This is a genomic window from Cryobacterium soli (genome assembly GCF_003611035.1).
GTDB classification, from domain to species: Bacteria; Actinomycetota; Actinomycetes; order Actinomycetales; family Microbacteriaceae; genus Cryobacterium; species Cryobacterium soli.
Window position 1 is genome coordinate 1,852,352 of sequence record NZ_CP030033.1, and the last position, 21,793, is coordinate 1,874,144.

The 21,793-nt window shown below is 66.2% G+C and carries 27 protein-coding genes and 2 tRNA genes; 22 read left to right on the forward strand and 7 right to left on the reverse strand.

Annotated elements, in window-relative coordinates; translation table 11 throughout:
- Positions 1–21 precede the first annotated feature (21 nt).
- The 14 genes from DOE79_RS20730 to DOE79_RS08535 all read left to right on the forward strand — a co-directional run bounded on the left by DOE79_RS20730 (position 22) and on the right by DOE79_RS08535 (position 10,126).
- The gene (locus DOE79_RS20730; protein WP_181445869.1) at positions 22–273 is read left to right on the forward strand and encodes a hypothetical protein; all 252 of its coding nucleotides are present in this window, start codon (positions 22–24) and stop codon (positions 271–273) included.
- A 52-nt stretch (positions 274–325) separates the two neighbouring features.
- Positions 326–401: transfer RNA gene (locus DOE79_RS08475), tRNA-Met, on the forward strand.
- 29 nt (positions 402–430) lie between these two features.
- Positions 431–718: a hypothetical protein gene (locus tag DOE79_RS08480; RefSeq protein WP_120338126.1), complete on the forward strand. Its 288-nt coding sequence runs from the start codon at positions 431–433 to the stop codon at positions 716–718.
- Between the two features lie 2 nt (positions 719–720).
- Entirely contained in the window at positions 721–1,140 is a 420-nt protein-coding gene (locus tag DOE79_RS08485; protein ID WP_120338127.1) for a head-tail connector protein, read from the forward strand.
- Positions 1,141–1,149: 9 nt separating this feature from the next.
- Positions 1,150–1,491, forward strand: coding sequence for a hypothetical protein (locus DOE79_RS08490; protein ID WP_120338128.1), 342 nt, complete (start codon positions 1,150–1,152; stop codon positions 1,489–1,491).
- Between the two features lie 135 nt (positions 1,492–1,626).
- The gene (locus tag DOE79_RS08495) at positions 1,627–2,247 is read left to right on the forward strand and encodes an HNH endonuclease (protein WP_120338129.1); all 621 of its coding nucleotides are present in this window, start codon (positions 1,627–1,629) and stop codon (positions 2,245–2,247) included.
- Between the two features lie 14 nt (positions 2,248–2,261).
- A complete protein-coding gene (locus DOE79_RS08500; RefSeq protein ID WP_162942671.1) occupies positions 2,262–2,651 on the forward strand; it encodes a hypothetical protein in 390 nt (129 codons plus the stop codon).
- Complete coding sequence (locus DOE79_RS08505; RefSeq protein WP_120338131.1) at positions 2,644–3,078, forward strand: hypothetical protein; 435 nt, start codon at positions 2,644–2,646, stop codon at positions 3,076–3,078. The genes DOE79_RS08500 and DOE79_RS08505 overlap by 8 nt, the downstream gene beginning before the upstream one ends.
- Before the next feature lie 102 nt (positions 3,079–3,180).
- The gene (locus DOE79_RS08510; RefSeq protein ID WP_120338132.1) at positions 3,181–3,930 is read left to right on the forward strand and encodes a hypothetical protein; all 750 of its coding nucleotides are present in this window, start codon (positions 3,181–3,183) and stop codon (positions 3,928–3,930) included.
- Between the two features lie 73 nt (positions 3,931–4,003).
- On the forward strand, positions 4,004–4,537 hold the full coding sequence (locus DOE79_RS08515) for a hypothetical protein (protein ID WP_120338133.1): 534 nt from the start codon (positions 4,004–4,006) through the stop codon (positions 4,535–4,537).
- 183 nt (positions 4,538–4,720) lie between these two features.
- Positions 4,721–7,600, forward strand: coding sequence for a phage tail tape measure protein (locus tag DOE79_RS08520; protein WP_120338134.1), 2,880 nt, complete (start codon positions 4,721–4,723; stop codon positions 7,598–7,600).
- Positions 7,597–8,352: a hypothetical protein gene (locus tag DOE79_RS08525; RefSeq protein WP_120338135.1), complete on the forward strand. Its 756-nt coding sequence runs from the start codon at positions 7,597–7,599 to the stop codon at positions 8,350–8,352. The genes DOE79_RS08520 and DOE79_RS08525 overlap by 4 nt, the downstream gene beginning before the upstream one ends.
- Positions 8,352–9,461, forward strand: a complete 1,110-nt coding sequence (locus DOE79_RS08530) for a hypothetical protein (RefSeq protein ID WP_120338136.1) — start codon at positions 8,352–8,354, stop codon at positions 9,459–9,461. The genes DOE79_RS08525 and DOE79_RS08530 overlap by 1 nt, the downstream gene beginning before the upstream one ends.
- Positions 9,461–10,126 carry a hypothetical protein gene (locus DOE79_RS08535; protein ID WP_120338137.1) on the forward strand — a complete coding sequence of 222 codons (666 nt, stop codon included), beginning with the start codon at positions 9,461–9,463 and terminating at the stop codon, positions 10,124–10,126. Before DOE79_RS08530 ends, DOE79_RS08535 begins: the two co-directional genes overlap by 1 nt.
- Here the strand turns inward: DOE79_RS08535 and DOE79_RS08540 are convergent.
- A complete protein-coding gene (locus tag DOE79_RS08540; protein WP_120338138.1) occupies positions 10,123–10,473 on the reverse strand; it encodes a DUF732 domain-containing protein in 351 nt (116 codons plus the stop codon). The two genes, DOE79_RS08535 and DOE79_RS08540, sit on opposite strands and share 4 nt — an antisense overlap.
- Before the next feature lie 142 nt (positions 10,474–10,615).
- On the opposite strand from DOE79_RS08540, the gene DOE79_RS08545 reads away from it, so the two are divergent.
- The 7 genes from DOE79_RS08545 to DOE79_RS08575 all read left to right on the forward strand — a co-directional run bounded on the left by DOE79_RS08545 (position 10,616) and on the right by DOE79_RS08575 (position 16,312).
- Positions 10,616–11,050: a hypothetical protein gene (locus DOE79_RS08545; protein WP_120338139.1), complete on the forward strand. Its 435-nt coding sequence runs from the start codon at positions 10,616–10,618 to the stop codon at positions 11,048–11,050.
- A 4-nt stretch (positions 11,051–11,054) separates the two neighbouring features.
- Positions 11,055–12,545, forward strand: coding sequence for an SGNH/GDSL hydrolase family protein (locus DOE79_RS08550; RefSeq protein WP_120338140.1), 1,491 nt, complete (start codon positions 11,055–11,057; stop codon positions 12,543–12,545).
- A 117-nt stretch (positions 12,546–12,662) separates the two neighbouring features.
- Positions 12,663–13,469, forward strand: a complete 807-nt coding sequence (locus DOE79_RS08555; protein ID WP_120338141.1) for a hypothetical protein — start codon at positions 12,663–12,665, stop codon at positions 13,467–13,469.
- 126 nt (positions 13,470–13,595) lie between these two features.
- Positions 13,596–13,940 carry a hypothetical protein gene (locus tag DOE79_RS08560; protein ID WP_162942673.1) on the forward strand — a complete coding sequence of 115 codons (345 nt, stop codon included), beginning with the start codon at positions 13,596–13,598 and terminating at the stop codon, positions 13,938–13,940.
- An 11-nt stretch (positions 13,941–13,951) separates the two neighbouring features.
- Positions 13,952–14,173 carry a holin gene (locus DOE79_RS08565; RefSeq protein WP_120338143.1) on the forward strand — a complete coding sequence of 74 codons (222 nt, stop codon included), beginning with the start codon at positions 13,952–13,954 and terminating at the stop codon, positions 14,171–14,173.
- Between the two features lie 16 nt (positions 14,174–14,189).
- Positions 14,190–14,870 (forward strand): hypothetical protein, encoded by a 681-nt coding sequence (locus tag DOE79_RS08570; RefSeq protein ID WP_120338144.1) that lies wholly within the window; start codon positions 14,190–14,192, stop codon positions 14,868–14,870.
- Positions 14,855–16,312, forward strand: coding sequence for an SGNH/GDSL hydrolase family protein (locus DOE79_RS08575; RefSeq protein ID WP_120338145.1), 1,458 nt, complete (start codon positions 14,855–14,857; stop codon positions 16,310–16,312). The genes DOE79_RS08570 and DOE79_RS08575 overlap by 16 nt, the downstream gene beginning before the upstream one ends.
- A 324-nt stretch (positions 16,313–16,636) precedes the next feature.
- Here DOE79_RS08575 and DOE79_RS08580 read toward each other — a convergent pair whose 3' ends face one another.
- Positions 16,637–16,861 (reverse strand): helix-turn-helix domain-containing protein, encoded by a 225-nt coding sequence (locus DOE79_RS08580; RefSeq protein ID WP_120338146.1) that lies wholly within the window; start codon positions 16,859–16,861, stop codon positions 16,637–16,639.
- Positions 16,862–16,937: 76 nt separating this feature from the next.
- On the opposite strand from DOE79_RS08580, the gene DOE79_RS08585 reads away from it, so the two are divergent.
- Positions 16,938–17,198, forward strand: coding sequence for a helix-turn-helix domain-containing protein (locus DOE79_RS08585; RefSeq protein ID WP_120338147.1), 261 nt, complete (start codon positions 16,938–16,940; stop codon positions 17,196–17,198).
- Between the two features lie 103 nt (positions 17,199–17,301).
- On the opposite strand, the gene DOE79_RS08590 is transcribed toward DOE79_RS08585, so the two are convergent.
- From DOE79_RS08590 to tmk, 5 genes are all read right to left on the reverse strand, one after another.
- Positions 17,302–17,377, reverse strand: a tRNA-Thr gene (locus DOE79_RS08590).
- Positions 17,378–17,430: 53 nt separating this feature from the next.
- Positions 17,431–18,066, reverse strand: a complete 636-nt coding sequence (locus DOE79_RS08595; protein ID WP_120338148.1) for a TetR/AcrR family transcriptional regulator — start codon at positions 18,064–18,066, stop codon at positions 17,431–17,433.
- 59 nt (positions 18,067–18,125) lie between these two features.
- The gene (locus DOE79_RS08600) at positions 18,126–19,658 is read right to left on the reverse strand and encodes an alpha/beta hydrolase (RefSeq protein ID WP_425455704.1); all 1,533 of its coding nucleotides are present in this window, start codon (positions 19,656–19,658) and stop codon (positions 18,126–18,128) included.
- A gap of 56 nt (positions 19,659–19,714) precedes the next feature.
- The gene (locus DOE79_RS08605; RefSeq protein WP_120338149.1) at positions 19,715–20,995 is read right to left on the reverse strand and encodes a DNA polymerase III subunit delta'; all 1,281 of its coding nucleotides are present in this window, start codon (positions 20,993–20,995) and stop codon (positions 19,715–19,717) included.
- 172 nt (positions 20,996–21,167) lie between these two features.
- Positions 21,168–21,788: a dTMP kinase gene (tmk, locus tag DOE79_RS08610; RefSeq protein WP_120338150.1), complete on the reverse strand. Its 621-nt coding sequence runs from the start codon at positions 21,786–21,788 to the stop codon at positions 21,168–21,170.
- Between the last annotated feature and the right edge of the window lie 5 nt (positions 21,789–21,793).

Consider the following 21,793-nt stretch of genomic DNA (forward strand, 5'->3'; position numbering starts at 1 on the left):
CACGAACCGAAAGGAGACCCTGTGTCTCACACGTACAAGTCGACCATCAAGGGCGACGACACGACCATCACCGTCGACGAAGAGCTGCACCAGCTGGCCGAGCCCGGCAAGTGGGCCGAGGTCGTCAAGCTGACGGCCGCCGAGAAGAAGGCCGAGAAGGAAGCCGCCGAGAAGCTGGCCTCCGAAAAGGCCGAGGCGGAAGCCGAGAAGAGGGCCGAGGACGAGGCGACAGCGAAGACCGCGGCCGAAGCGCTCCAGGCCGGCGACAAGTAGCACTACCCAGTCGGTCCCGAGGCGTCTTCCACCGCTTCGGGCCCGGCGCCCCCGCTCTCTAGCTCAGTCGGCAGAGCGCGCGGCCCATAACCGCGATGTCGCAGGTTCGATCCCTGCGAGAGCGACCACCCACACCACCACGCCGAGGAGGCACATCATGGCCCGCGTACAGCACCCCCAGCCCCAGGTCGGCATCGTCACGGATCGTCTCGGCGGCATCGAGTTCACGGATGGTGTGGCCGAGGTCGACCTGACCGACAAGCCGAACCTGCGCGAGGCGTACGCCCAGCACGGGTACACCGTGGAGGATGGCACGCCGTTCTTCGACCTGACCGTCCCGCAGCTGCGCGAACTCGCGAAGAACGAGGACATCGCGCTCCCGAAGAACGCGACCAAGGCCGAGATCGTGCGGGCATTCCTCGATGCCTCGATAGACGAGGCCTAACCATGGCCCAGCGCGTCTACGCGACCACCGCCGACTACGGCAACCTCGCCGAGGAAACCTTCGCCGGCGACGACACGAAGCTCGGCAAGCGACTCCGTTCCGCGTCGATCGAGGTCGAGAAGCTGACCCGCATGGCCCGGTTCGACGTCGACGCAGACGGTTACCCTACCGACGCTGACGTGTCCGAGGCATTCACCGAGGCGACCGTGGCCGTGGCTGAGTTCTGGAGCCTCACGGATGACCCCACAGGCGCCGAAGCGCAGCAGGGTGCGATCAGCATCGGATCGGTATCCCTCGGCACCACGTCGTCGTCCCGCGCAACAGCATCGCCCCGCGACAAGCTCACTGCCCGCATCGGTGAGCGCGCCGTCGACATCCTCGAGAACGCGGGCCTCACGTCCGCCATCGTCTCGCACACGTAGGGAGCCACCATGGCGCGTCTCAAGGCCAAGCACCTCCCGCACCGCATCGATATCACCCGGCTCACTGGTGAGGGCGCAGAGGGGCCAGTCTGGGCCGCTCCTGACCTGTTGCGGCCCGCGTACGTGGAGCAGAAGTCGAAACTCATCGTCGACCGACGCTCGACCTCCTCAACGGCCGGTGCCGAGGTCACGTCATCCGAGTTCATCGTCATCCTCACCGAAGACGACGTGCTGCCTGGGTCGCAGGTGACGGTCTACAAGGGCACCCCGCGGGAACGTACAGCGGATGTGCTCTCGTCCGCGTTCTTCGACTACCCGCGCACACCAAGTCACGTCGAAATCTGGCTCTGACCCGCTAGAATGTAGGTACGAAAGACCTCCGCGACGCGTCAACGTCCGGAGGCATGACCAACTCGGCAAGGAGTTGATGTGACCCACAATACATGTTCAACCGAAGGCTGCGACAGCCCAGTGAACTGCCGGGGCATGTGCAAGCCCCACTACCGCGCGGACTACTACCAGCGGAACAAGGCACACGAGAACGCATCCAACCGGGCGTACATCAACTCCCGACCCGGCTACCAGCGGGCGCGCCATGTCGAGTACTGGGAAGCCCTGCACGGTGACGAGCGACGAGCGAAAGCGCTCGAACTCGCGGCGCGACTCGCGGCCACTCACAAGACGTGCACGCGCTGCCTCGCCTCCAAGCCCAAGACGGACTTCTACGCGGATGCCAAGCGGCGAGATGGCCGCTACTCGTGGTGCTCGGAGTGCTTCAACACACACATGCGGGATGCTTACGACCCTGCAGCTTCGGCCGCCAGGAACCTGCTTTGGGCGCGGGCGAACCCCACCGCGGCACGTCAGAAGACACATCGGTACCGGGCGCGAAAGATGGACGCCACGATCGGTGAGGTTGACTTCGCCGCGATCATCATCCGCGACGGAATGGTGTGCCACATCTGCTCGATCGACATCGAGTCAATGAGCGATCTCCACTTCGACCACGTGCGCCCACTCGCCCGCGGCGGCGCTCACAGCATGGACAACATCAAGCCGTCACACGCGCGCTGCAACCTCCGCAAGGGGGCCAAGCTCATCGCCTAGCCAAGGAGGTCCCGGTGGGAATTCGCATCCTCGTGGATATGACCAGCAGCTTCCCGAGCATCACGGACGGCATCCTCGCGGGTGTCGTGCGCGGGCAGAACAAGGCGGCCGAGAAGCTGCTCGGATACTCCGATGCTGAGGTTCCGTTTCAGTCTGGCGAGCTGATGCAGCACGGCGTCGTCAACCCTGCAGCCAACCCCGGCGACGATGCCGAGGTCATTTACGACTCGCCTTACGCGGCACGGTGGCACTACGACCAGCCGCTCGTTGACTCCCTGGGTCGCCAGTACAACGGCAACTCGGACTTCGGCGAGGGTCGCAAGTCGCACTACCTGTCAGACCCCGCGATGCAGAACCAAGACGAACTGCGCGACGTGATAGCGACGGAGGCCGGACGTGGATGATCCAATCGCACCAGGACTGATCCTGCGTCGGGCGCTCGCTCAGTACATCAGCGACCAGGGCATGGGGATCTACCGCCCTACCGCCCCGTACACGACCGGTGAGCGCGGGATCTACACCAAGTCCACCATGCCGATCCTCGCGGGCTCCGACAACGCGATCACGCTCAAGTCGCTGACCCCCATCGCGTCGGGCCGGGCAGACATGCTCTACCGCGTGCAGGTCCAGTCCCGCATCAAGGGCGACGCGACCGCCGCGGAGAACATGGCCGCGGGCCTGACGTTGATCCTCGACCAGCACCAGAACGTGCCCCCTGGCTTGCACATCGCTTGGTGCTCACTGTTCTCGGAGATGGAAATCACCGCCGACTCATCCGGGCGTTGCGGCACATTCCAGGTCTTTCACTTCATGGGCCGCCGCGGCCTGTAGTCCCACCCCCACATTCCAGCGTCACCCACCGGTGGCGCTTCCTGGCGACCCCGCCAGACCCACGGCCCAACTGGGCCTCGCCCACACACTAAGGAGACCCACGTGGCCGACAGCACCTTCTATGACACCACCGTCCAGACCGCCGGCACCCTCGCGCTCGCGCACGAGAAGATCCTGCGCCTCAAGCGCAACGGCAACTTCGAGAACGTCACCGGAGACACCAACAACCTTGCCGGCGTCCCCACCGCGGTCAGCGTCACTCGCGAGAACTACGGAAACAAGGGCCTCCCCTCGGTCAACAAGATCGGCGACAGCTGGGTTATCAGCTTCGACTGCGAGGCCATCCGGGACGACACCGGGGCAATCGCCCAGCCGTGGCTCGTGCCGCTGATCAACATCGCGAAGGGGAAGGGCGCAGGCAACAAGATCGATGCCCAGCTGTTCGACGCGAAGGACCCGGCCCTCGGCGCCATTGAGGGCACCTTCACCGTCGAGGTCGTCGACTTCGCCACCGGCTTCGCCGACAAGGGCGGCTACAAGGTCACCCTCACCAGCGACGGCGTGGTGCGTCAGGTCACCTCGCCCATCGCCGGATCCGGTGCGCCGCTGATCGCGTCGGCGCTCCCGCTGAACGCCGTGGCCTCCGCGAACGTCTACGTTCGCGGTTCCAACGTGGGCGCGATCACCGCGGCCACCATCGGCGGCGTTGCGGCGACGTCCATCTCGCAGATCCCCGGCGAGCCGAACATCGTCGTGCTCGAGGTCCCCGCGGGCTCGGTCGGCTCGGCACCGATCATCGTCACCAACGCGGTCGGCGCGTCCACCGCGTACGCGTACACGCGCGGCGCGTAGCCACCAGCACCACCCGGGCGGCCGGCACTCGTCGGCCGCCCACCACACATCTTCTCTGCAGGGAGCGCACCACATGATCAACGCACGCATCGTCGGCCGGAACCTTCACATCCACCTCGACGGCATCGAGGAAGACTTCATCATCACCCCGCTCGGCGGCCGTGACGGACAGGCGCTCACGGACGAGTTCCTGCGCATCTCCATCGGCGACCTTCCCGCCGCCGGCATGGACCCGCTGCTGCAGCGCGCAGTCGGCGCCGAGGTATACGAGCGCGTCCAGTCCGAGCTATCCCTGAACGAGAGTCAGGACATCCTCCTGCCCGCGTTCTACTGGCAGACGGTCCTCGGCATGCACGGCGTCAACGCCTACATCACGGGGGGTGAAGGACTCACGGGCGCAAAAAAAGCGCTGGAACTCCTGGCCCTGACTTTGGGGATCTTACCAACGCAGACCGCGCCAAGTGGGGTCTTGGAGACCCTGATCCTGTCACAGGCACCTACCCTGCCTACCGCCAGGCCTACTACGACGCGCGACAGGCTGCCAGCGAACAAGCGTCAGGCGCCCAAAAAGCCGAAGAGCACCAAGCCGCCAGTGTCACAGCCGTAGAGCTGTACGGCCTGGCGCTGCCTCAACTATTCGGCGAGGTCGAACTCGACCTTGCACAGCACGGACTCATCACGGACCTCGACCGGGCGCTCGACACGCGCACCTGGCATTTCGTCCGCTCAGCCATCAACCGCCTACTCGACTCCGATCAGGAGTCATGGCTCAAGAAAGAGGTGATGGCCCTTGTCCGGAAGCGCAACATTCGAAGCGGGCTCGATCGGGTTCCGCATTCAAGCTCTGGGGACGGAAGTCTTCAAGAGGGACCTGGACTCCGCTGAGAAATCAGTAGCTCAGGTCGGCAAGACCGCGCAGGAGTCGGCCACCAAGGTCGCACCCCTGAGCAAGGAGATCGACAAGACCTCCAAGTCTTCGAAGGACGCGAAAGCGCCAGTCGAGTCGGCGGCTCAGGCCACGAAGCGGCTGGCGGCTGAGGCAGCAGCAGCAGCGGCGAAGGTCAAGGCCGCGGCACAAGAGGTCGAACGGCTCAAGCGCGAGTCGGATGACGCCGCGAAGACCCTCGGCACTGCGGCTGTCGGCGTCGGCGCAGCATTCGCCGCCGTAGCAGCGCTCACGGTCGGCACCTACGCCAAGTTCGACGAGGCCACCTCGAAGACGGCCGCCGCGACCATGGCGACCAAGGAGCAGCAGGACCAGCTCAAGAAATCCGCCATCGAGCAGGGTGCCGCGTCGATCTACTCGGCGAAGGAAGCAGCAGACGCTCAGACTGAACTCGCCAAGGCGGGAGTGTCGGTCAACGACATCCTCGGCGGCGGCCTGAAGGGCTCTCTAGCCCTCGCAGCTGCGGGTGAACTCGCTGTAGCCCGGGCCGCTGAAATCGCCGCCACGACGCTCACAGTGTTCGGGCTCAAGGGTGACCATGCCGGGCACGTCGCTGACCTGCTCGCTGCTGGTGCTGGTAAGGCTCAGGGGTCGGTCGAAGACCTCTCACTCGGCCTCGGCTACGTGGGTGTGTCGTTCGCACGACTGAACATCCCCCTTGAAGACACCGTGGGCACGCTGGCACTGCTGGCTGCGAACGGTCTCCTCGGCGAGAAGGCCGGCACAGGCCTCCGCTCCGTCATCTCGTCGCTCACCGCCCCCGTGGCAAAGGGCGCCGAGGTCATGAAGACCTACGGCATCAACGTGTTCGACGCCCAGGGCAACTTCATCGGCATGCAGGGTGCAGCCGAGCAGCTCAAGCAGGGCCTCGGCGGCCTCGACGAGCAGACCCGATCCGCAGCGCTCGGTGCCATCTTCGGCGCTGAGGCCGCCAGCGCTGCGGGAATCCTCTACAAGGCCGGCGCTTCCGGCGTGAAGACCTGGACCGACAACGTCAATGACCAGGGCTACGCCGCCGAGCAGGCCGCGAAGAAGACCGACAACCTCATGGGCGACCTCGAGCGACTCGGTGGTTCGTTCGACTCGATCCTCATCAAGACTGGCGGCCAGGCCAACGGTGTGCTGCGCGACATGGTGCAGATCATCACCGGCCTTACCGACTGGTACGGCTCACTCGATGAGAGTGCACAGGGCACTGCTCTCGCGATCGGCGTGGGCACGGCTGCTGTGCTGCTCTTCGGTGGCACGGCACTGCTCGCGGTGCCGAAGATCGTCGAGTTCCGCACTGCCATCGGGGCACTGAACTCGACTATGAAGGGCACCGCGGCGGCCGCGGGCCTCATCGGTGTCGCGATCACCGCCGCAGTGCTCGTGCTCGGCGCCTTCGGTGCTCAGCAGGCGGACGCTGCCGCACGGATGCAGACCCTCACCGACTCGCTCGATGAGAACACCGGGGCATTCACGAAGAACACCCGTGAGGCCGTCATCTCCAACCTGGAGAAGACCGGCGCCGCGAAGACCGCGAAGCTCCTCGGCATCAGCCTCGGCACCCTGACCGACGCCGCTCTCGGCGAAGGCAAGGCCGTCAAGGAGGTCTCGGGCATCCTCGCCGAGCACCGTGCGGAAGCCGAGAAGAGTGGCATCCAGAGCGGCCAGCTCAGTAACTCGTTCAACAGTGTCGAAGCGGTCATCGCCAGCACCTCGGGCGAGCTCGCAGACGCACGGGTGAAGTGGCAGGAGCACAAGGAAGCCATGGCCGGGTCCACCGGTGAGGCTGACAAGGCGACTCCCGCCTACGTGGCCGTGGAGGATGCCGTCGATGGTGTCGTGTCGTCGATCACTGACCTCGCGAAGGAACTCGACGCGCTCAACGGGCAGCATCTCGACGCACGAGAGGCAGCCCGGGCGCTCGAGGAGGCCTACGACAGCTTCGACCAGTCGCTCATCGACAACGGCCAGACCCTCGACACCACCACCGAGGCGGGCCGGGCCAACGAGTCCGCGCTCGACGACATCGCCCAGGCGGCGCTCGACGCCGGCCAGGCGATCGTCGATTCCGGCGGCAGCTACTCCGACTACAAGGCATCGCTCGACGGAAGTCGTCAGGCGCTGCTCGACCGGATCGGCGACCTGGGCATCAGCGGTCAGGCTGCCCAGGATCTGGCGGACAAGATCCTCAAGATTCCGTCTGAGACGGAGTGGGCCGCGTACATCAACACGCAGGATGCCGAGGCAAAACTCGCCGCCCTGCGTTCGGCCGCGTGGTCAGTCCGGGACGCACTCACCCCCGGCCGCCCGAGCGGCACTGCAGGCAACGGACTCGGCGTGCTCGCGCAGGCCAACGGCGGGAACGTCAAGTTCTACGCCAACGGCGGCCGTGAGAACCACGTCGCACAGTTCGCCCGCGCGGGCACGATGCGTGTCTGGGCCGAGCAGGAGACCGGGGGCGAGTGGTACATCCCCGCGTCCCCGGCGAAGCGCGGACGGTCCACTCAGGTGCTCGCTCAGGCGGCCTCTGAGTTCGGCTACCAGTTGGTGCCGGCAGGGGCGCAGGCCTTCGCCGATGGCGGCCGATCCGGCGTCATCGGAAACACCAGCACCACAACCAAGGGCGGCGACGTGTACGTGCAGATCGACGTGCATGGCATCCCTGACGCTGACGGTCCAACCTCTGCCCGCATCATCGGCGACGTTCTATCGGAGAAAGTGGGGGCTCTCAGGTGAGCAGCATTCATCCGGATATCCGGTTCGGCAAGAGCCTGCGCATGCAGGGCGGCGACGCTCATGCGTTCGGGTTCGTCATCGAGGAGATCGAGGGGTGGGAGGAATCCGTCGATGTGAATTTCGACGAGACTCCCATCCCTGGGGGCAACGGTTCGTTCGACGTGCCGGTGACCCTCGCGTCCCGGCTGGTGAAGGTCCGGGGGTATTGCGAGGCTGAGTCGATCGAGAAGTTCGGTTGGCACCAGCGGCTCGCTACCGGCCTTGTCGGCGGGGCGTCCACGCGGTCGTTCGTGGTGGAGAAGGCCGGGCTCGCACAGTGGGCACCTGCTCACTGCATCGGGGCGAAATTGCCCCAGTTCGGCGGCCAGGCGTTCGGCAACTTCGTGTTCGACTTCTGGATGCCCAAGCCGTACAAGTTCGGCAACACGGTGCTGTTCAACAGCGGCGTGCCGGCACCTCACTACGGCAACAGCGCCGCGGTGCCGGTGTTCACCATCGGCGGCGTTCGACCGTCCGGCTACACCATCGCGGGCCCGGGCGGGCGCAGCGTGAAGGTGACCACCCCAGTGACCTCAGGCCACGCGCACACGTACGACATGAACACGGGCGAGCTCGTCATCGACGGCAACCTCATGGACAGCGGCGTGGAGATCGGCGACTCCTGGGCCATCTGGGGCGGCACCTCCTTCGCGCACACCATCACCGGCGGTTCGGGTGACTTCACGACGGCGATCACAGAGACGGACACCTGATGCGCACGTACTGGATCTGTGACACGCGGTCGGGCGCGAAGCTGGCCCAGGTCATGCCGTCTGCGGGCTCGTTCAAGCGGGTCCTCTGCGGCAGCGGCTCGGGTGAGCACACCTTCCGGCTCGGCTTCGGCAAGCGCACACGGGAGCAGTGGCGGGCGCTCACCCAGCCGTGGGCGCGCACTCTCGCGATCGACGAGGACGGTGTGGTCATCTACGCCGGCATCATCGCCAAGCGCCCGTACAAATGGAAGGTGTGGCAGATCAAGGTGACGCATGTGGATGTGCGCGAGATCTTCCGGCGCCGCTTCCCCTTCGGCGTCAAGTCGTACTGGGAGAACCTCAACACGCTCCCCGGCAAGCTGGTGCTCACCAACCTCTCGCAGCGCGCCGTCGTCGCACGGATCCTGCAAGAGTCGCTCGTCGGTCCGTTCCCCACATACTCGCTGCCCATCGTCCTCCCCTCCGCCACTGAGGCGGGTTCGGTGACGGTGACGTACGAGAACTACCTGCTGCGTACCACGTTCGACCTGCTCGAGGACATCCAGAACATGGACCGCGGGCCGGACATCGACTTCGTGCCGCGCTGGTCGACGTCGAACACTCTCGAATGGGTGGCTGAGGTCGGCACCCCCTCAGTGCCGCACCTCACCAAGGGCTCCATCGACTTCAACCTCACCGTCCGGGACCCGAAGCTGTTCGACGTCACCTACGACGAGGACGCTACGGACCAGCTCACCGGCATCTTCTCCGTGGGCACCGGCTCCGAGGTGGACATGGCGGTGGGTGGCGATGGCATGGGCTACTCCGCAACCACCCCGGCGCTCGACGTCGTGCAGCGGAACAAGGCCGAGGCGAACCCGGACATCCTGGCGTCATTCTCCCGGGCCGGGCTAACCACGCTCGCGCACCCGACAGTGCAGATCGGGGTGAGCATGAACAGCGTCGCAGAGCGCAACCTCGCCACGATGCCGGTCGGCACCATGCTCCGCATCAACTTCAAGGACGACCCGTGGATCCCTGACGGGTGGAAGGAGACGCGCGCGATCTCCTACTCCGGTGACATGTCCAAGAAGGTCAGCTTCGAAACCCAGCCGTTGGTAGGTGCCTGATGAGGATCAACCGTCTCGGAGGCGATGACAAGTTCGCCCAGATCCTCCGCGAAGTCCGCCAGGTGCAGCAGGCCGCGATGCTGAACAAGACATCAGTGACTAACGGGCAGACACGGTTCGCGGGCAACGAGTCACTGCTGGTCGAGGGCTCGCAGAAGGTATCCGGCTGGCTCATCGTCACGGGCATACTCAAGGTCGTGGGAACCTTCCTGCTCGAGGGCGCGACGACCATCACGGGGGCTTTCGCACTCAAGGGCCCGGCCACCTTCGAGGGCGATATCGCGCAGACCGGAACGAACGTGATCAACACCCCGGGCAAGCTGGTCCTCGCGGGCACCAACCCGATGACGCTCGGGATCGGTGCGTTCGGCCAGCCCGGGGCGACGTTCGGCAGCGGCGGCGGCCTCACTGGCTACGCTGGCGGGGCGCTTCTGCACGGTGGCGCGGCGCTGGTCGGATGCACGGTGACTACCACCATCGCCCAGCTGTCCAGCGGCACCAACTACCTGTCAGTCGGGCCAACGAAGTCCAGCTTCAATGGTCCGCTCGAGGCCACGTCGGCAACGGTGAACTTCACCAACCTGCCGACTACAACTGTTTCGGGGCTGCCCGCTGGAGTAGTGGTGATCAACTCGTCGACCGGCAAGCTCTCCCGAACGATCTAGCTGGCGAACTCGGGGCAGTACACCTGCACCGCGTACTGGACGGCGTGATCGTTATTCCAGTCAGCATCTTCGCCCTCGCCAGACACTACGCGCACGTCGGCGGCGGCAGCGCCAGCAGTCAGGTCTTGGCAGGCGAGTGCCGCAGCACCGACGAACTCGGCATCGGCCGGCAGCGCCCCGCGCCACGCGCTCGAGATGCTCGCCACATAGAACTCGTCCTGGGTGTAGTCGCCGTACTCGCCGGTCGGCTCCGGGGTGGGCTCGCTACTCATCTTGATCGGCGCGGCCACGGGCTCCGCGGTGGGCTCGGCGCTGGCCGCAACCTCGGGCGCCGCGCTCTTCGCCACATCAGCACTGGCCCCCGCAGCACATCCGCTCAATGCAAGCACTGCTACTGCGGCTACTGATACCCACCCGGTCTTGAACATGACCGAACCTTACACCCCCGGCATCCTCCGTGGGAAAAATCTTTCACCCCTAAGGAGCCACATGCCTACCGTTGACGGCGTACTTCTCAACTATCAGGGCGCATCCATGGCTGGATTGTCGGCCCAGATCCACATCATCCCGATCACCCCCGCCGTTGGCGGGTCCAAGGGCATGTTCTCCACGCCCACGATCGTCGTCGTCCCGGATGAGTACGGGGTGTGGTCTGTGACGCTGCAGCGCACGGACATGCTGCGGCCCGTATCTGGGTATCGCGTGGAGGTGGTCTGGCTCAACGGGGCAGACATCCCGGTTGGGTTCGACCAGTACGAGGGCGTCCTGCAGGTCCCCGGCAGTGGCGGCTCGTTCCCCGACCTGTTCGAGACGGGCGGCAACCCGCAACTCGCGTGGGATGGTTCGACTCCACCCCCGGGCACGTATTCCCCCGGCCAACTCTGGCTCAACACAAATTCCGGCATTCTGAGCGTTTGGAGCTAGGCACATGGCATGGACAGCAATCAAGGACCTGACTGGGCGAACTGGAGAAGAGGGCCCCCAGGGCAAGGACGGCCAGCCTGGCACCGGTTCGGTTCCCGCCGATACGTTCATTGCCGCGACGCTTGACCCGGATGCGGCTGGTTCGCTGGCGAAGGCGGCGCTGGACAAGAACTTGAAGGGCAAGGGCGTCCGGACTTTCCCCACCCAGTTGGGGATCATGCACGCCGCGTTCGCTCTCCGCAACGACCGGCCCGTGGTCGTCGCTGGCGCCGGGTCGTCTACGATGGCCGGATACGTTGCATCCAACGCGGCATCGCAGTGGTTCAACATCCTGGCGGCTACAATCCAAGCGGCCTACCCGCTCGTCACGAGGGAAACGCAGCCGCCAACACGGACCCTTGCTGAAGCGGTCGCCGTCCCGCCGTCGAGCAACGGCATCCAGTTCGTGAACGCCGGTCTTCCGGGGACGTTCGCGACCAACTACCTGACGTCTACCACGGGCGGGCAGTTGGCCGCGCTCAACCCCAACGTGGTCATGCACATGATCGGCGCGAACGACTGGGCGGCAGATGTCCCAGTTTCCACTTACAAGGCGGCGATCCTGGCTCGTATCGCTCAGCTCGACGCTGATTCGAACTCGCCCATCCTGCACATCCTTCTGCACTCCTACGCAAGGTTCGACCCGAGCGCTGACGGCCCGCTGACGTGGGAGGTTTACGGTCAGGCGCTTGCCGAGATCGCGGCCTCGAAGCCCGCGAACGTGGTCTCTTTCGACCTGTCGCCTTGGTACGTCAAGGTGGGCGTCCCGTCATCGGACCCGTTCAACCTGGTCAGTTCTGATGACCTACACCAGAGCAACTCGGGGCACGCGTTCATGGCTGAGATCATGCGGACTCTCCTCGGCGTGCCCGGCCCCGCACCCACGCGTGAGATCCAGGTATCGCCGTCGCGCGTCACCTCCGATGTGTTCGCTACCACCGCAGTCCTGAACGGGCGCGTGACGGATCTCGCGTTCGGTGGCTCGGCGAAGACGTGGCTGGATGCGTCGGCTGGCTTCACCACGAACTCGGCGGGGGTCATCCCGACGACCACTGCAACCGCAGCTTTTGCCGGGTTCACGATCGCAGCCCAGTCGGCTCAGGTCGGTGCGGTGTGTGTTTCGCTGCCTTCTGCGGGCGGGCTGTACGTGAATCTGTTCCGCGACACTGCGGGCACTGACGCGTACCGGTTGGCATTTACCTCTGATGGGCTTGCAGTGCAGAAGCGTGTCGGCGGGACCACAACCACCCTTTTCTCGCTGGATGCGGTTACTACCGGTTCGCATGCGTACGTGTTGCGCTCCTACCGGGGGGTGCTGTCGCTGCTCCGTAACGGGGTCGAGATCTTCGTCCGCATCGACTCATCCGTTTCGGCTGGCGGGTCCGTCGGCATCTCGCGTGATGCTACTGCGATCACCGGCCGGATCACACGGTTCTTCGTGGATGTGCTCGGGTAGCAGCCGCACTTTCCCATCCGAACGGGAGTCTTTCGGGGCTCCCGTTCCCCCACTCTAAGGAGCCCCATGTATAACCCGTTCTCTGGGTGGCCGGTCACTGGGACGTGGGCAGATCACATGTCCTACAGTCTCGGCGGCATTGACTACCCCCTTGGTTACGGCACCGCGCTGCCGGCCCCCGCATCTGGCACCCTGCGCATCTCTGGCGGGCGTGGTGAGTTCGCGGCGGGCGAGGTTGGTAGTGCGGGTCGCCGGTCGATCCTGACGCTCGACAAGCCCATCCTCGGACTCGTCGCAATCGTCTGGCAGCACCAGTCACGATTCGCCGACCCGGGGCACTACAACGAAGGCGAAACGTCCGGCTGGTCCGGTGCATCAGCCAACGGCAACGACTGGGGCGGCGACGTTCACCTGCACACTCACGGGCTCCTCGAGTCCGGTATCCGCGTCGACTGGCGCGGGTACATCGCATTAGCCGGCGGCAGTTCCGTCGCTGGCAACTACACCGAACTTGAGGAGATCGACATGGCAACCGCAGAAGAGATTGCTGAGGCACTCGTGCCAGCCATTTGGAAGTACATGCTCATCCAGCCCGAAGGAGCAAAGGCCGAGGGGCGCGCGGCCGACTGGCTGACGAACCTGCCCGATCAGGTGGGCCCGAACGTGTGGGGCGAGGAGCTCACTCACCCGAACGGAACGCACGCGCCCGCGAGCAAGTGGCTCATGAACACCTCCGACATGGTGGGCGCGATCCTGTCGAAACCGTCCAGCGTGATCGACACGGTGAAGCTCGCCGCAGCGCTCAAGGCAGGCGGGCTCACCGTCACCATCGACCAGGCCGCGCTCGTCAAGGCCATCGACGCATCACTCAGCGACAACTTCGCGGCGATCCCTGGGGCGGTCCGCGACAACCTCATCAAGTAGCAAGCACCCCCGGCTGATCTCCAAAGGACCGGCCGGGGGCTCCCCCTCCATGCATTGACACGAAGGGAGTAGCCATGACGCTACTCGACCCGCAGCCCGACACGCCAAACATCGAGGGAGGTTCGAGTGAACGAAATTGACCCGCCTGACGCTGGCGCATCCGTGTGGATCATGCTGACCCGGATGGAGGGCACGCTGAATCTCGTGGCTGACCGTGTGGCAAACACCATCCGTGTCGTCGAGACTCACTCCGAAGACATCGGCGTACTCAAGTCCACCACGCAGCGCCTCAGTGAGCAGGCTGTAGCGCGCGACGCGACTGCCCTCGCCCTGGCCGCCGCCCTCAAGGAAGCCGACGACCAGCGGCGCACCAAGACCGAAACCGCGTGGTCGCCGCTCACCAAGCTCTTCTCTGTCATCGCGGCGCTCGGAGTCATCTGGGCCGTCGTATCCAGCTTCATCCCGAACTAAGGAGTTTCCCCGTGATCATTTTCACCCTCGCATTCTGGTCCTACGCCGGAGAGCGCGCATCTAAGACTGTCGCCCAGACCGCCATCACCGCGCTCACAGTCGGCGGTATCGCCGGTGTGCTCGACGTCGCATGGGTGCCCCTGGCATCCGGTGTCGCGCTCTCCGGAATCCTGTCCGTGCTGACCTCCGTCCTCACGTACACCCCCGCGCCCACCGGCGACCACGCGGCCTAAGCACCAGGAGCCCCACATGACCGTTGTCACTATCACCGGAGCGGATATCGTCTCTCTCGGCGGTTCCCTCCCCCTGTCCGGGTTCATCGACGTGTGGCGGCTCACCCCGCTCAGCGGTCAGCTGGACAAGTCGAAGGTTGGTTCGCAGCCGCTCAGCGCCGGGTCGATCACCATTGACTCGGCGCCGGCCGGCGGGGCTGTCCTCCTGTTCCCGCGTGGGGTCCGGAACCTGTTCGAGTCGTGGGCGGTCATCCCGCCGGCGGGCACGATCAGCTTGACGGATCTCCTTGCTGCTCATCAGGTGGACGTCAAGACCCTGCTGCCGCTGACGGAGGTCCCGCCGTCCGTGGCTGACATCCTTGAGCAGGTAACGGTCGCCGGTGAGGCTGTCGTGCAGAGCGCCAGTGCGGCCAGCCAGAGCGCCACGGACGCGGCTGCGGCGCGGCTGGGGGCTGAAGCTGCGGCTGCCGGCGTGCCCACGCCGGCGGAACTAACCGCCACGTTTGTTCCTATCGTCAAGGCCGCCGTGCTCACCCGAGATGGTGCCGGGCGCATCGCATCCGCCGTGGAGAATGGCGTCACCGTCACCTACACCCGCGACAGCGCCGGGCGCATCGCCACCGAAACCCGCTCGGGCAAGGTCACTACTTACACGCGGGACGCCTCCGGGCGTGTCTCGGGATGGGCAACGGTCTAATGGACATCCTCGCAATTGACGAAGCCGCTGCGAACACCGACGCGGTGACGGGCAACCGCACTGGTCGCCGCGCCGCATATTCGCTCGGCAACCCGAACGGCTCACGGACCGATGTCGCCGAGGCGTGCCAGCGCGCAGAGGTGCATATCCCCGTGACAACCACCCGGTGGAGGTTACAGATCCGCAACTGGCGCGGAGGCGCAGGCGGCGGAGTATCGGTTGCAGTGCCCATCGCCTTCACCGGCGTTTGGGTGGGCAAACAGGCGAAGGGGTCGACCGGTGTCATGACAGGCAACTTCACCGCAGCGCCTGCTCAGGCCCTCCCCGCGTTCACGCTCCCCGCAGACGGCTCCCGCTACACCTCGCCATGGGTCACCGACAGCGCGAATCAGTTCCCCGCCTACGATCAATGGCTCATCTCGTATGGCTGGGTCGCACCAGCCGGGACGGCTATCCAGAACTCACTCGCAACTAGCCAGTGGATGACTACCGGTGCGGGCAAGTCGGCGGGCGCGGGCGATCAGACCGTCGCAGGCATCTCGCTCAGCACCCTCATGAACACCTCATTCTTCGATGCGTGGATCGAGTACGAGTTCAACGGCACGCAGGCAGTATTCTTCGTCGCGGGCGACTCCCGCACCGCGGGCTACGGCGGCCCCACCGTGCCGAAGGCGAACTCGAAGAACTGGCCGAACCTCTTCTCGCTCCTGACTGGGTGCCCGGTTATCAACGCGGGTATCTCAGGAGTGACCTCCGCCGCCCTCGCTGCCCCCGCCAGCTATGGCGGATTGAACAAGTGGGGCCTGGGGACAGACATCTTCCCCGACGCGGCAATCATCGACTACGGCACCAACGACCTCGGCGCAGGCCAGCAGGCCGCCTCTGTCGAACCGTACCTCGTCGGCATCTATGACTGGTGTCGGTCGGTCGGTATCAAGCGCGTGCTCGGTGACACCATCCCGCCGTGGGGTGGTTACACCATCTACCCCAAGCTGCTCAAGGTGGGCACGTTCACCACTGCTGCTGCTGCTGGGGCCACGAGCATCGTCTCCGACACGGCGTTCGCAGCCGGTGACTCGGTTGTGCTGGACGACCTGGGGAGTACGCGTGAGGGGATCACGGTCGCCGCGGGTGGCAGCACGGGCAGCGGCCCGTACACGATCCCGCTCGTCTCGGCGCTCGTCAACGCGCACCCGGTCGGGCATGAACTCGCATCCGCAGCAGAGTCGTACCGGCGAGGTTTCAACAAGTGGATGCGCACCGTTCCGGCTGGACTCAGCGGGGTCGTGGACATCGACAAGTTGCTCTCGAATCCCGCGACAGGGCAGGCGCACACCCTGGACCCTGCCATCGACAGCGGCGACCGGCTGCACTACGGCAGCCTGGGTGACGTCCGAATCGCCGCCGCCATGCCGACGCGGTTCGTCACGCCTATCGGGTGACCGGCATAGGACAACCTGACCCAGATTGCAGCATCACCTCATCGAGCCCGGCTCGCCATCTTCGGATGGTGAGCCGGGCTCTTCTGTCGTTCATGTGTGGGAATGTACGCCTCACTCGTAACGAAACCCCGATTCCAGAGTGACGGGCAGCGTCGTGAGAATCAGCGCCACCATCAGCGGCGTCACCGGTTGAGTGCAGTCCACGCCGACGTGCCGGCTCAGCGCAACGCACCCCGTTACCCCCAAGCTCTCTGCGGCTGCCTCAACTGCTGGTGCGTCTAGAACGATGGCTGACACTGACTCCCCGATCCCCGCGGCTTGAAGCTACCGGCCATCGCCTCCGAGAAGGGAATCCGCGCTAACTCCGAGAGCGGCTGCGATCTCCTCAAGGGTGTCAATATCGATCGCTGTCGTCCCCGCGAGCATGCCGTCAAGCACGACCATGGGGATATTCAGGTGCACCGCCAGGAGCTCGCGCGACCAGCTTTGACGGGCGAGTTCGGCACACACCGAGACCGCCACCAGGAGGCGACGTTGCCGCTTTTCCATAACTTGAGAGTAGTTCAAATGAACTCAGGGTGCCAAGGCAACATGCGTTGCGCCGAGCCCGCGGTAGTTTCGAGCGGTGCCGACTGCAGGAACGCCCCACCCCGGGCCACTGTCGATTGCAATCGCTGAGATCCTCAAGCAGGCACTCGCTGAGGCCGGCGCATCCCAGAGAAGACTCGGTGCCACCGTGGGCATCTCGCAGTCGCAAATCTCGAAGTACCTGCGTGCCGAGCGCGTGCTCGACATCGACCAACTCGACGCGCTGTGCTTCGCCCTAGGCCTCAACATCGTGACCGTTGTACGTGAAGCCGAGCACGCCGCGCGCAGCAAGCGCTGACGCTGCACCCTTTCGACAGGGTGCAGATTTCCATACGGTGCAGGATAGGGTGCAAGCCCTATGCGGCGGGGAGTCGGAATGGCCCTGCATCCCTGTGATTCATTGGGGCCGCCTATCAGAATCGAACTGATGACCTATTCATTACGAGTGAATCGCTCTACCAACTGAGCTAAGGCGGCGTGAGACCGGATTCTTGCCTTCGCAAGGACGCTCGGTGACACAGCATCCAAGCTTAGTCGGTCGGAGAGGTCACCGTGTACAGCTCGCGGAACGATTTGGCCACCCACGCCGAGAGCGGGCTGCAATCGTCCGCTTCCGCCCAACACCGCCAGGCATGCCTGGTGGCCGCCATGGCCACCAGGGTGAACAGCAGCGCCCGCTGCGACAGCGCCTGGGGGTCCTCGGCGAGACGGGGGTCGTCGGCCGCGAACCGGCGCTCCACGATGGCCTGCAGGCCGGCTTCGAAGTTGCGCAGGGTGGCCATCCGCATGGTGAAGAGGTAGCTGTTCTCCTTCATCACCGCGCGACGCAGTTCGTGGATTTCCCGGTCACCGTCGGTGTTCTGCAGACTCTGGGCGAGCAGGGTGGCCAGGTCGGTGAGCACATCGCCGGGTCCGGCGGCCACGAAAGCCTCGATATCGGAGTCGCAGGCCAGCTCCAGCTCGTCGCCGACCAGCGCGGAATCCTTGGACGCGAAGTAGTTGAAGAACGTGCGCGGCGACACGTCGGCGTGCCGGCTGATCTCCTCGATGGTGACCTTGTCGATGCCCCGTTCGGAACAGAGCGTGAGCACGGCCCGCTGGAGTTCGCGGCGCGTGGCGAGGCGCTTGCGCTCCCGCAGCCCCACTCCGTCAGCTCCCGTAGCCATGGCTCAATTCTTGCACGCGGCGCAAACGCCCCGCCCGGTGGATGCCGGGCGGGAGCCGGTCAGCACATCGGGTCGGTCGCGGGCACCGTGCCGTCGATGAGGTAGTTGTCCACGGCGTCGTTCACGCAGGAGTTCGACTTGTTGTACGCCGTGTGCCCCTCACCCTCGTAGGTCACCAGCTGGCCGCTGTCCAGCTGCGCGGCGAGGTTCTGCGCCCACACGTACGGGGTGGCTGGGTCGTTGGTGGTGCCCACGACGAGGATCGGGGCGGCGCCGCTGGCGTGGATCTCTTGGCGCTCCCCGGTGAAGGTGTACGGCCACGCCGCGCAGGAGATGTCGCCGTAGGCCATGTACTTACCGATGGTAGGGGCGATCGTCTCGATCTCGGCGGCCTCGGCCCGCATGCTGGCCGGGTCGGCGTTGTAGGCGTAGTCCACGCAGTTGATGGCCATGAACGCCTCGGTGGAGTTGTCCAGGTAGGTGCCGTCGGCGTTGCGGCCGTTGTAGGCATCCGCGAACTGCATGGCGCCGTCGGCACTGCCCTGCAGGACGCCCTCGAACATGTCGCTGAGGTAGCTCCACGCGGTGGCCTGGTAGAGCGGGTAGATGATGGCGGTGAGCAGCGAGTTCGCGCCGAGTTGGCGGCCGTCCGAGGCGGTGATGGGGCTGGCGTCGACCGAGGCGAGCAAGGCCGAGATGGTGGCCATGGCGTCATCGACAGTGCCATCGAACGGGCAGTCGCTGCCGGCCAGGCAGTCGGTGAGGTAGGCCCGCAACGCGCTCTCAAAGCCCTTGGCCTGGGTGCTGGTCACCTCGAAGTTACTCGTGGACGGGTCCAGCGCGCCGTCGAGCACGAGGCGACCGACCTTGTCGGGGTACAGCTCCGCGTAGGTGGCACCGAGGAAGGTTCCGTAGGAGAAGCCCAGGTAGTTGAGCTGCTTGTCACCGAGCACGGCGCGGAGCAGGTCGAGGTCGCGGGCGGCGCTCTTGGTGTCGACTTCGCCAAGCAACGCGCCGGTCTTGTCCTGGCAAGCGGCCGCGAAGCCCGCGGCGCTGGCCTCCTGCTCCTGGATCCAGGCGTCGCTTCCGCGCTCGGCGGTGGTGAGCCCGTAGAGGTACTGGTCCATCTGCGCCGGGTCGTAACAGGCCACGGCCGAGGACTTGCCGACCCCACGCGGGTCGAAACCGACGATGTCGAAGCGGGCCTGCAGCGCGGCATCCGTCGCGTAGTCCACGGAGTCCTTCACGAAGTCGTAGCCGGAGCCGCCCGGGCCGCCGGGGTTGACCAGCAGGGAGCCGATCCGCTCACCCGTGGCGGGGTGCCGCACCAGCGCCAGGTCGACCGAGCCGGCGGCCGGGTCGTCCCAATCCAGCGGCGCGGTCGCGGTGGTGCACTGCATGCCGTCCTCACAGTCGGTCCACGCCAACACCTGGCCGTAGAAGGGGGCGAGGTCGCCCTCCACGTTCTCCCCGGTGGGAGTGGAGGTGGACGGGGCCGGTTGCGGCAGGAACCACGGCACGCAGCCGGTCAGTCCGAGCGTGAGCGCCAGCGCGGCCGCCATGGTCGTGAATACGCGTGTGCGCTTGCTCACGGATTCCCCTTCTTCGGTATTTCGTCTGGAGTCGTCGACATCGGCGGGCCGCCGGGTCAGCGGCGGATCATCGAGACCAGCATGGCCTCGAGCGCCAGTGCCGGGGCCACGTTCGCTTCGATGCGTTGCCGGGCCAGGGCGATGGCATCCATCGTTGCCACCGTCGCGGCCGGCGCGCAGGCGTTTGCGGCGCGGCGGAGTTCGGGCAGCAGCTCGAGGTTGATCAGGGTGCTGTCCCGGCCCAGCTGCACCATCATCACGTCCCGGTAGAGCGAGGTGAGGTCCACCAGGATCCGGTCGATGCCGTCCCGCAGGCTACGGGTGGCGCGGCGTTTCTGGTCGTCTTCGAGGGCCTTGATCTGGCCGCGCAGCGCGGGCGGCACGGACTGGCCCGGCTCCACACCGAGCGAGCGCAGCACACCCTCACGTTCGGTGGCGTCGCGCTCGAGGGTGATCGCCTTGGCGTCGTCGCCGGCGATGGCCAGCAGCCGGGCGGCGGCGTTCACCGCGCTGGACACCCCGGTGAGACCGAGGGCCGCGCGCAGGGTCTCCTCGCGGCGGGCCCGGGCCTCGGCGTTGGTCGCCAGACGCAGCGCCATGCCGATGTGACTCTGCGCCTCTCGCGCCGCCCGTTCGGCGATCGTCGGGTCCACGCGGGTGCGACGGATGAGCAGGGTCGCCACGTCGGCGATGCTCGGTACCCGGAGGCGCACGGTGCGTACCCGGGAGCGGATAGTGGGCAGCAGGTCGGCCTCGCTGGGAGCGCAGAGGATCCACACGGTGCGCTCCGGCGGCTCCTCGAGCGCTTTGAGCAGCACGTTGGAGGTGCGCTCGACCATGCGGTCGGCGTCTTCGACGACGACGACCCGGTACCGGCCCACCGACGGGGAGTACTGCGACCGGGCCACGGCCTCTTTCACGGACTCCATCTTGATGATGACGCCCTCGGTGCTGAGCACGGTGAGGTCGGGGTGGGTGCGCGCGTCGACCAAGCGGCCGGTGGAGGTGTCGCCCTGCGGCGTGCCGTCACTCAGTAGCGCCGTGGCGAACGCGAACGCCAGGTTGGAGCGCCCAGAGCCGGGCGGCCCGGTGATCAGCCAGGCGTGGGTCATCGAGGCGGAAGTGCTGACCGAAGAGGCACCGGCTGCCGAAGCGTCTGCGCGACCGTGCGTGCCGGCGCGCGATGCTGCGCCTGTACCGGCGGCGTTCGGGTTGGCGGCTGCATCCGTGTCAGCGTCGGGGCGCTCCAGAGTGGCGACCGCTCCCGGGCGTTCTGCTGCCGCGCGGAAGATGGCGATCGCGTCTGCTTGACCCGTCAGGTCGTCCCACACTGCCATTCAACAAGGGTACCCGGCCCCGCCGACAAGCCGGTGCCCTCAGACTCCGCCCGGCTTCGGATGCCCTCCAAGGTCGCCGAGCAACCGCTGGACACGCTGAGTTGCCAGGTGATGCCCCTCGATGCCCGCCAAGCGGCCGCAACTGGCAACTCACCGCAGCCGGGAGCCGCGGCTAGAGCAGGGTGGCGACGCGGGCGCGGATGCGTTCCGCGATATCCTCGATCGGCGCCGCGGCATCCAGCACCAGGAAGCGGTCGGGCTCAGCGGCGGCCAAGTCGAGGAAGGCCGCTCGCACCCGGGCGTGGAACTCGCCCTTCTCGGCCTCGAGCCGGTCGAAGACCTTGTTGTCGGCGTCGAGCCGGCTGCGGGCGGCGGTCTCGTCGAGATCGAGCAGCAGGGTCAGGTGCGGCAGCAGACCCTCGACAGCCCAGAGCGAGAGGTCGCGCACCTCGGTGCCGCCGAGCACCCGGCCGGCACCCTGGTAGGCCACGGACGAGTCGAGGTAGCGGTCCTGGATGACGATCTCGCCGCGGGCGAGCGCCGGACGCACCAGCGTGCTGATGTGCTGGGCCCGGTCGGCGGCGTAGAGCAGCGCCTCGGCGCGTGGGGAGACCTCGCCGCGATGGTGCAGCACGATCTCCCGGATCTCCACGCCCACCTCGGTACCCCCGGGCTCGCGGGTGCGCACGACCGTGCGTCCCTGCGCCTGGAGCCACTCGGTGAGCAGTTGCGCCTGGGTGCTCTTGCCCGACCCGTCGCCACCCTCGAGGGTGATGAACAGGCCGGGCGTCACAGCAT

Coding starts and splice junctions, on each gene's coding strand:
- DOE79_RS08480 (WP_120338126.1), top strand. CDS start 431: ATGGCCCGCGTACAGCACCCCCAGCCCCAGGTCGGCATCGTCACGGAT.
- DOE79_RS08485 (WP_120338127.1), top strand. CDS start 721: ATGGCCCAGCGCGTCTACGCGACCACCGCCGACTACGGCAACCTCGCC.
- DOE79_RS08490 (WP_120338128.1), top strand. CDS start 1,150: ATGGCGCGTCTCAAGGCCAAGCACCTCCCGCACCGCATCGATATCACC.
- DOE79_RS08495 (WP_120338129.1), top strand. CDS start 1,627: ATGTGCAAGCCCCACTACCGCGCGGACTACTACCAGCGGAACAAGGCA.
- DOE79_RS08515 (WP_120338133.1), top strand. CDS start 4,004: ATGATCAACGCACGCATCGTCGGCCGGAACCTTCACATCCACCTCGAC.
- DOE79_RS08530 (WP_120338136.1), top strand. CDS start 8,352: ATGCGCACGTACTGGATCTGTGACACGCGGTCGGGCGCGAAGCTGGCC.
- DOE79_RS08535 (WP_120338137.1), top strand. CDS start 9,461: ATGAGGATCAACCGTCTCGGAGGCGATGACAAGTTCGCCCAGATCCTC.
- DOE79_RS08545 (WP_120338139.1), top strand. CDS start 10,616: ATGCCTACCGTTGACGGCGTACTTCTCAACTATCAGGGCGCATCCATG.
- DOE79_RS08550 (WP_120338140.1), top strand. CDS start 11,055: ATGGCATGGACAGCAATCAAGGACCTGACTGGGCGAACTGGAGAAGAG.
- DOE79_RS08555 (WP_120338141.1), top strand. CDS start 12,663: ATGTCCTACAGTCTCGGCGGCATTGACTACCCCCTTGGTTACGGCACC.
- DOE79_RS08570 (WP_120338144.1), top strand. CDS start 14,190: ATGACCGTTGTCACTATCACCGGAGCGGATATCGTCTCTCTCGGCGGT.
- DOE79_RS08575 (WP_120338145.1), top strand. CDS start 14,855: ATGGGCAACGGTCTAATGGACATCCTCGCAATTGACGAAGCCGCTGCG.
- DOE79_RS08580 (WP_120338146.1), bottom strand. CDS start 16,861: ATGGAAAAGCGGCAACGTCGCCTCCTGGTGGCGGTCTCGGTGTGTGCC.
- DOE79_RS08595 (WP_120338148.1), bottom strand. CDS start 18,066: ATGGCTACGGGAGCTGACGGAGTGGGGCTGCGGGAGCGCAAGCGCCTC.
- DOE79_RS08605 (WP_120338149.1), bottom strand. CDS start 20,995: ATGGCAGTGTGGGACGACCTGACGGGTCAAGCAGACGCGATCGCCATC.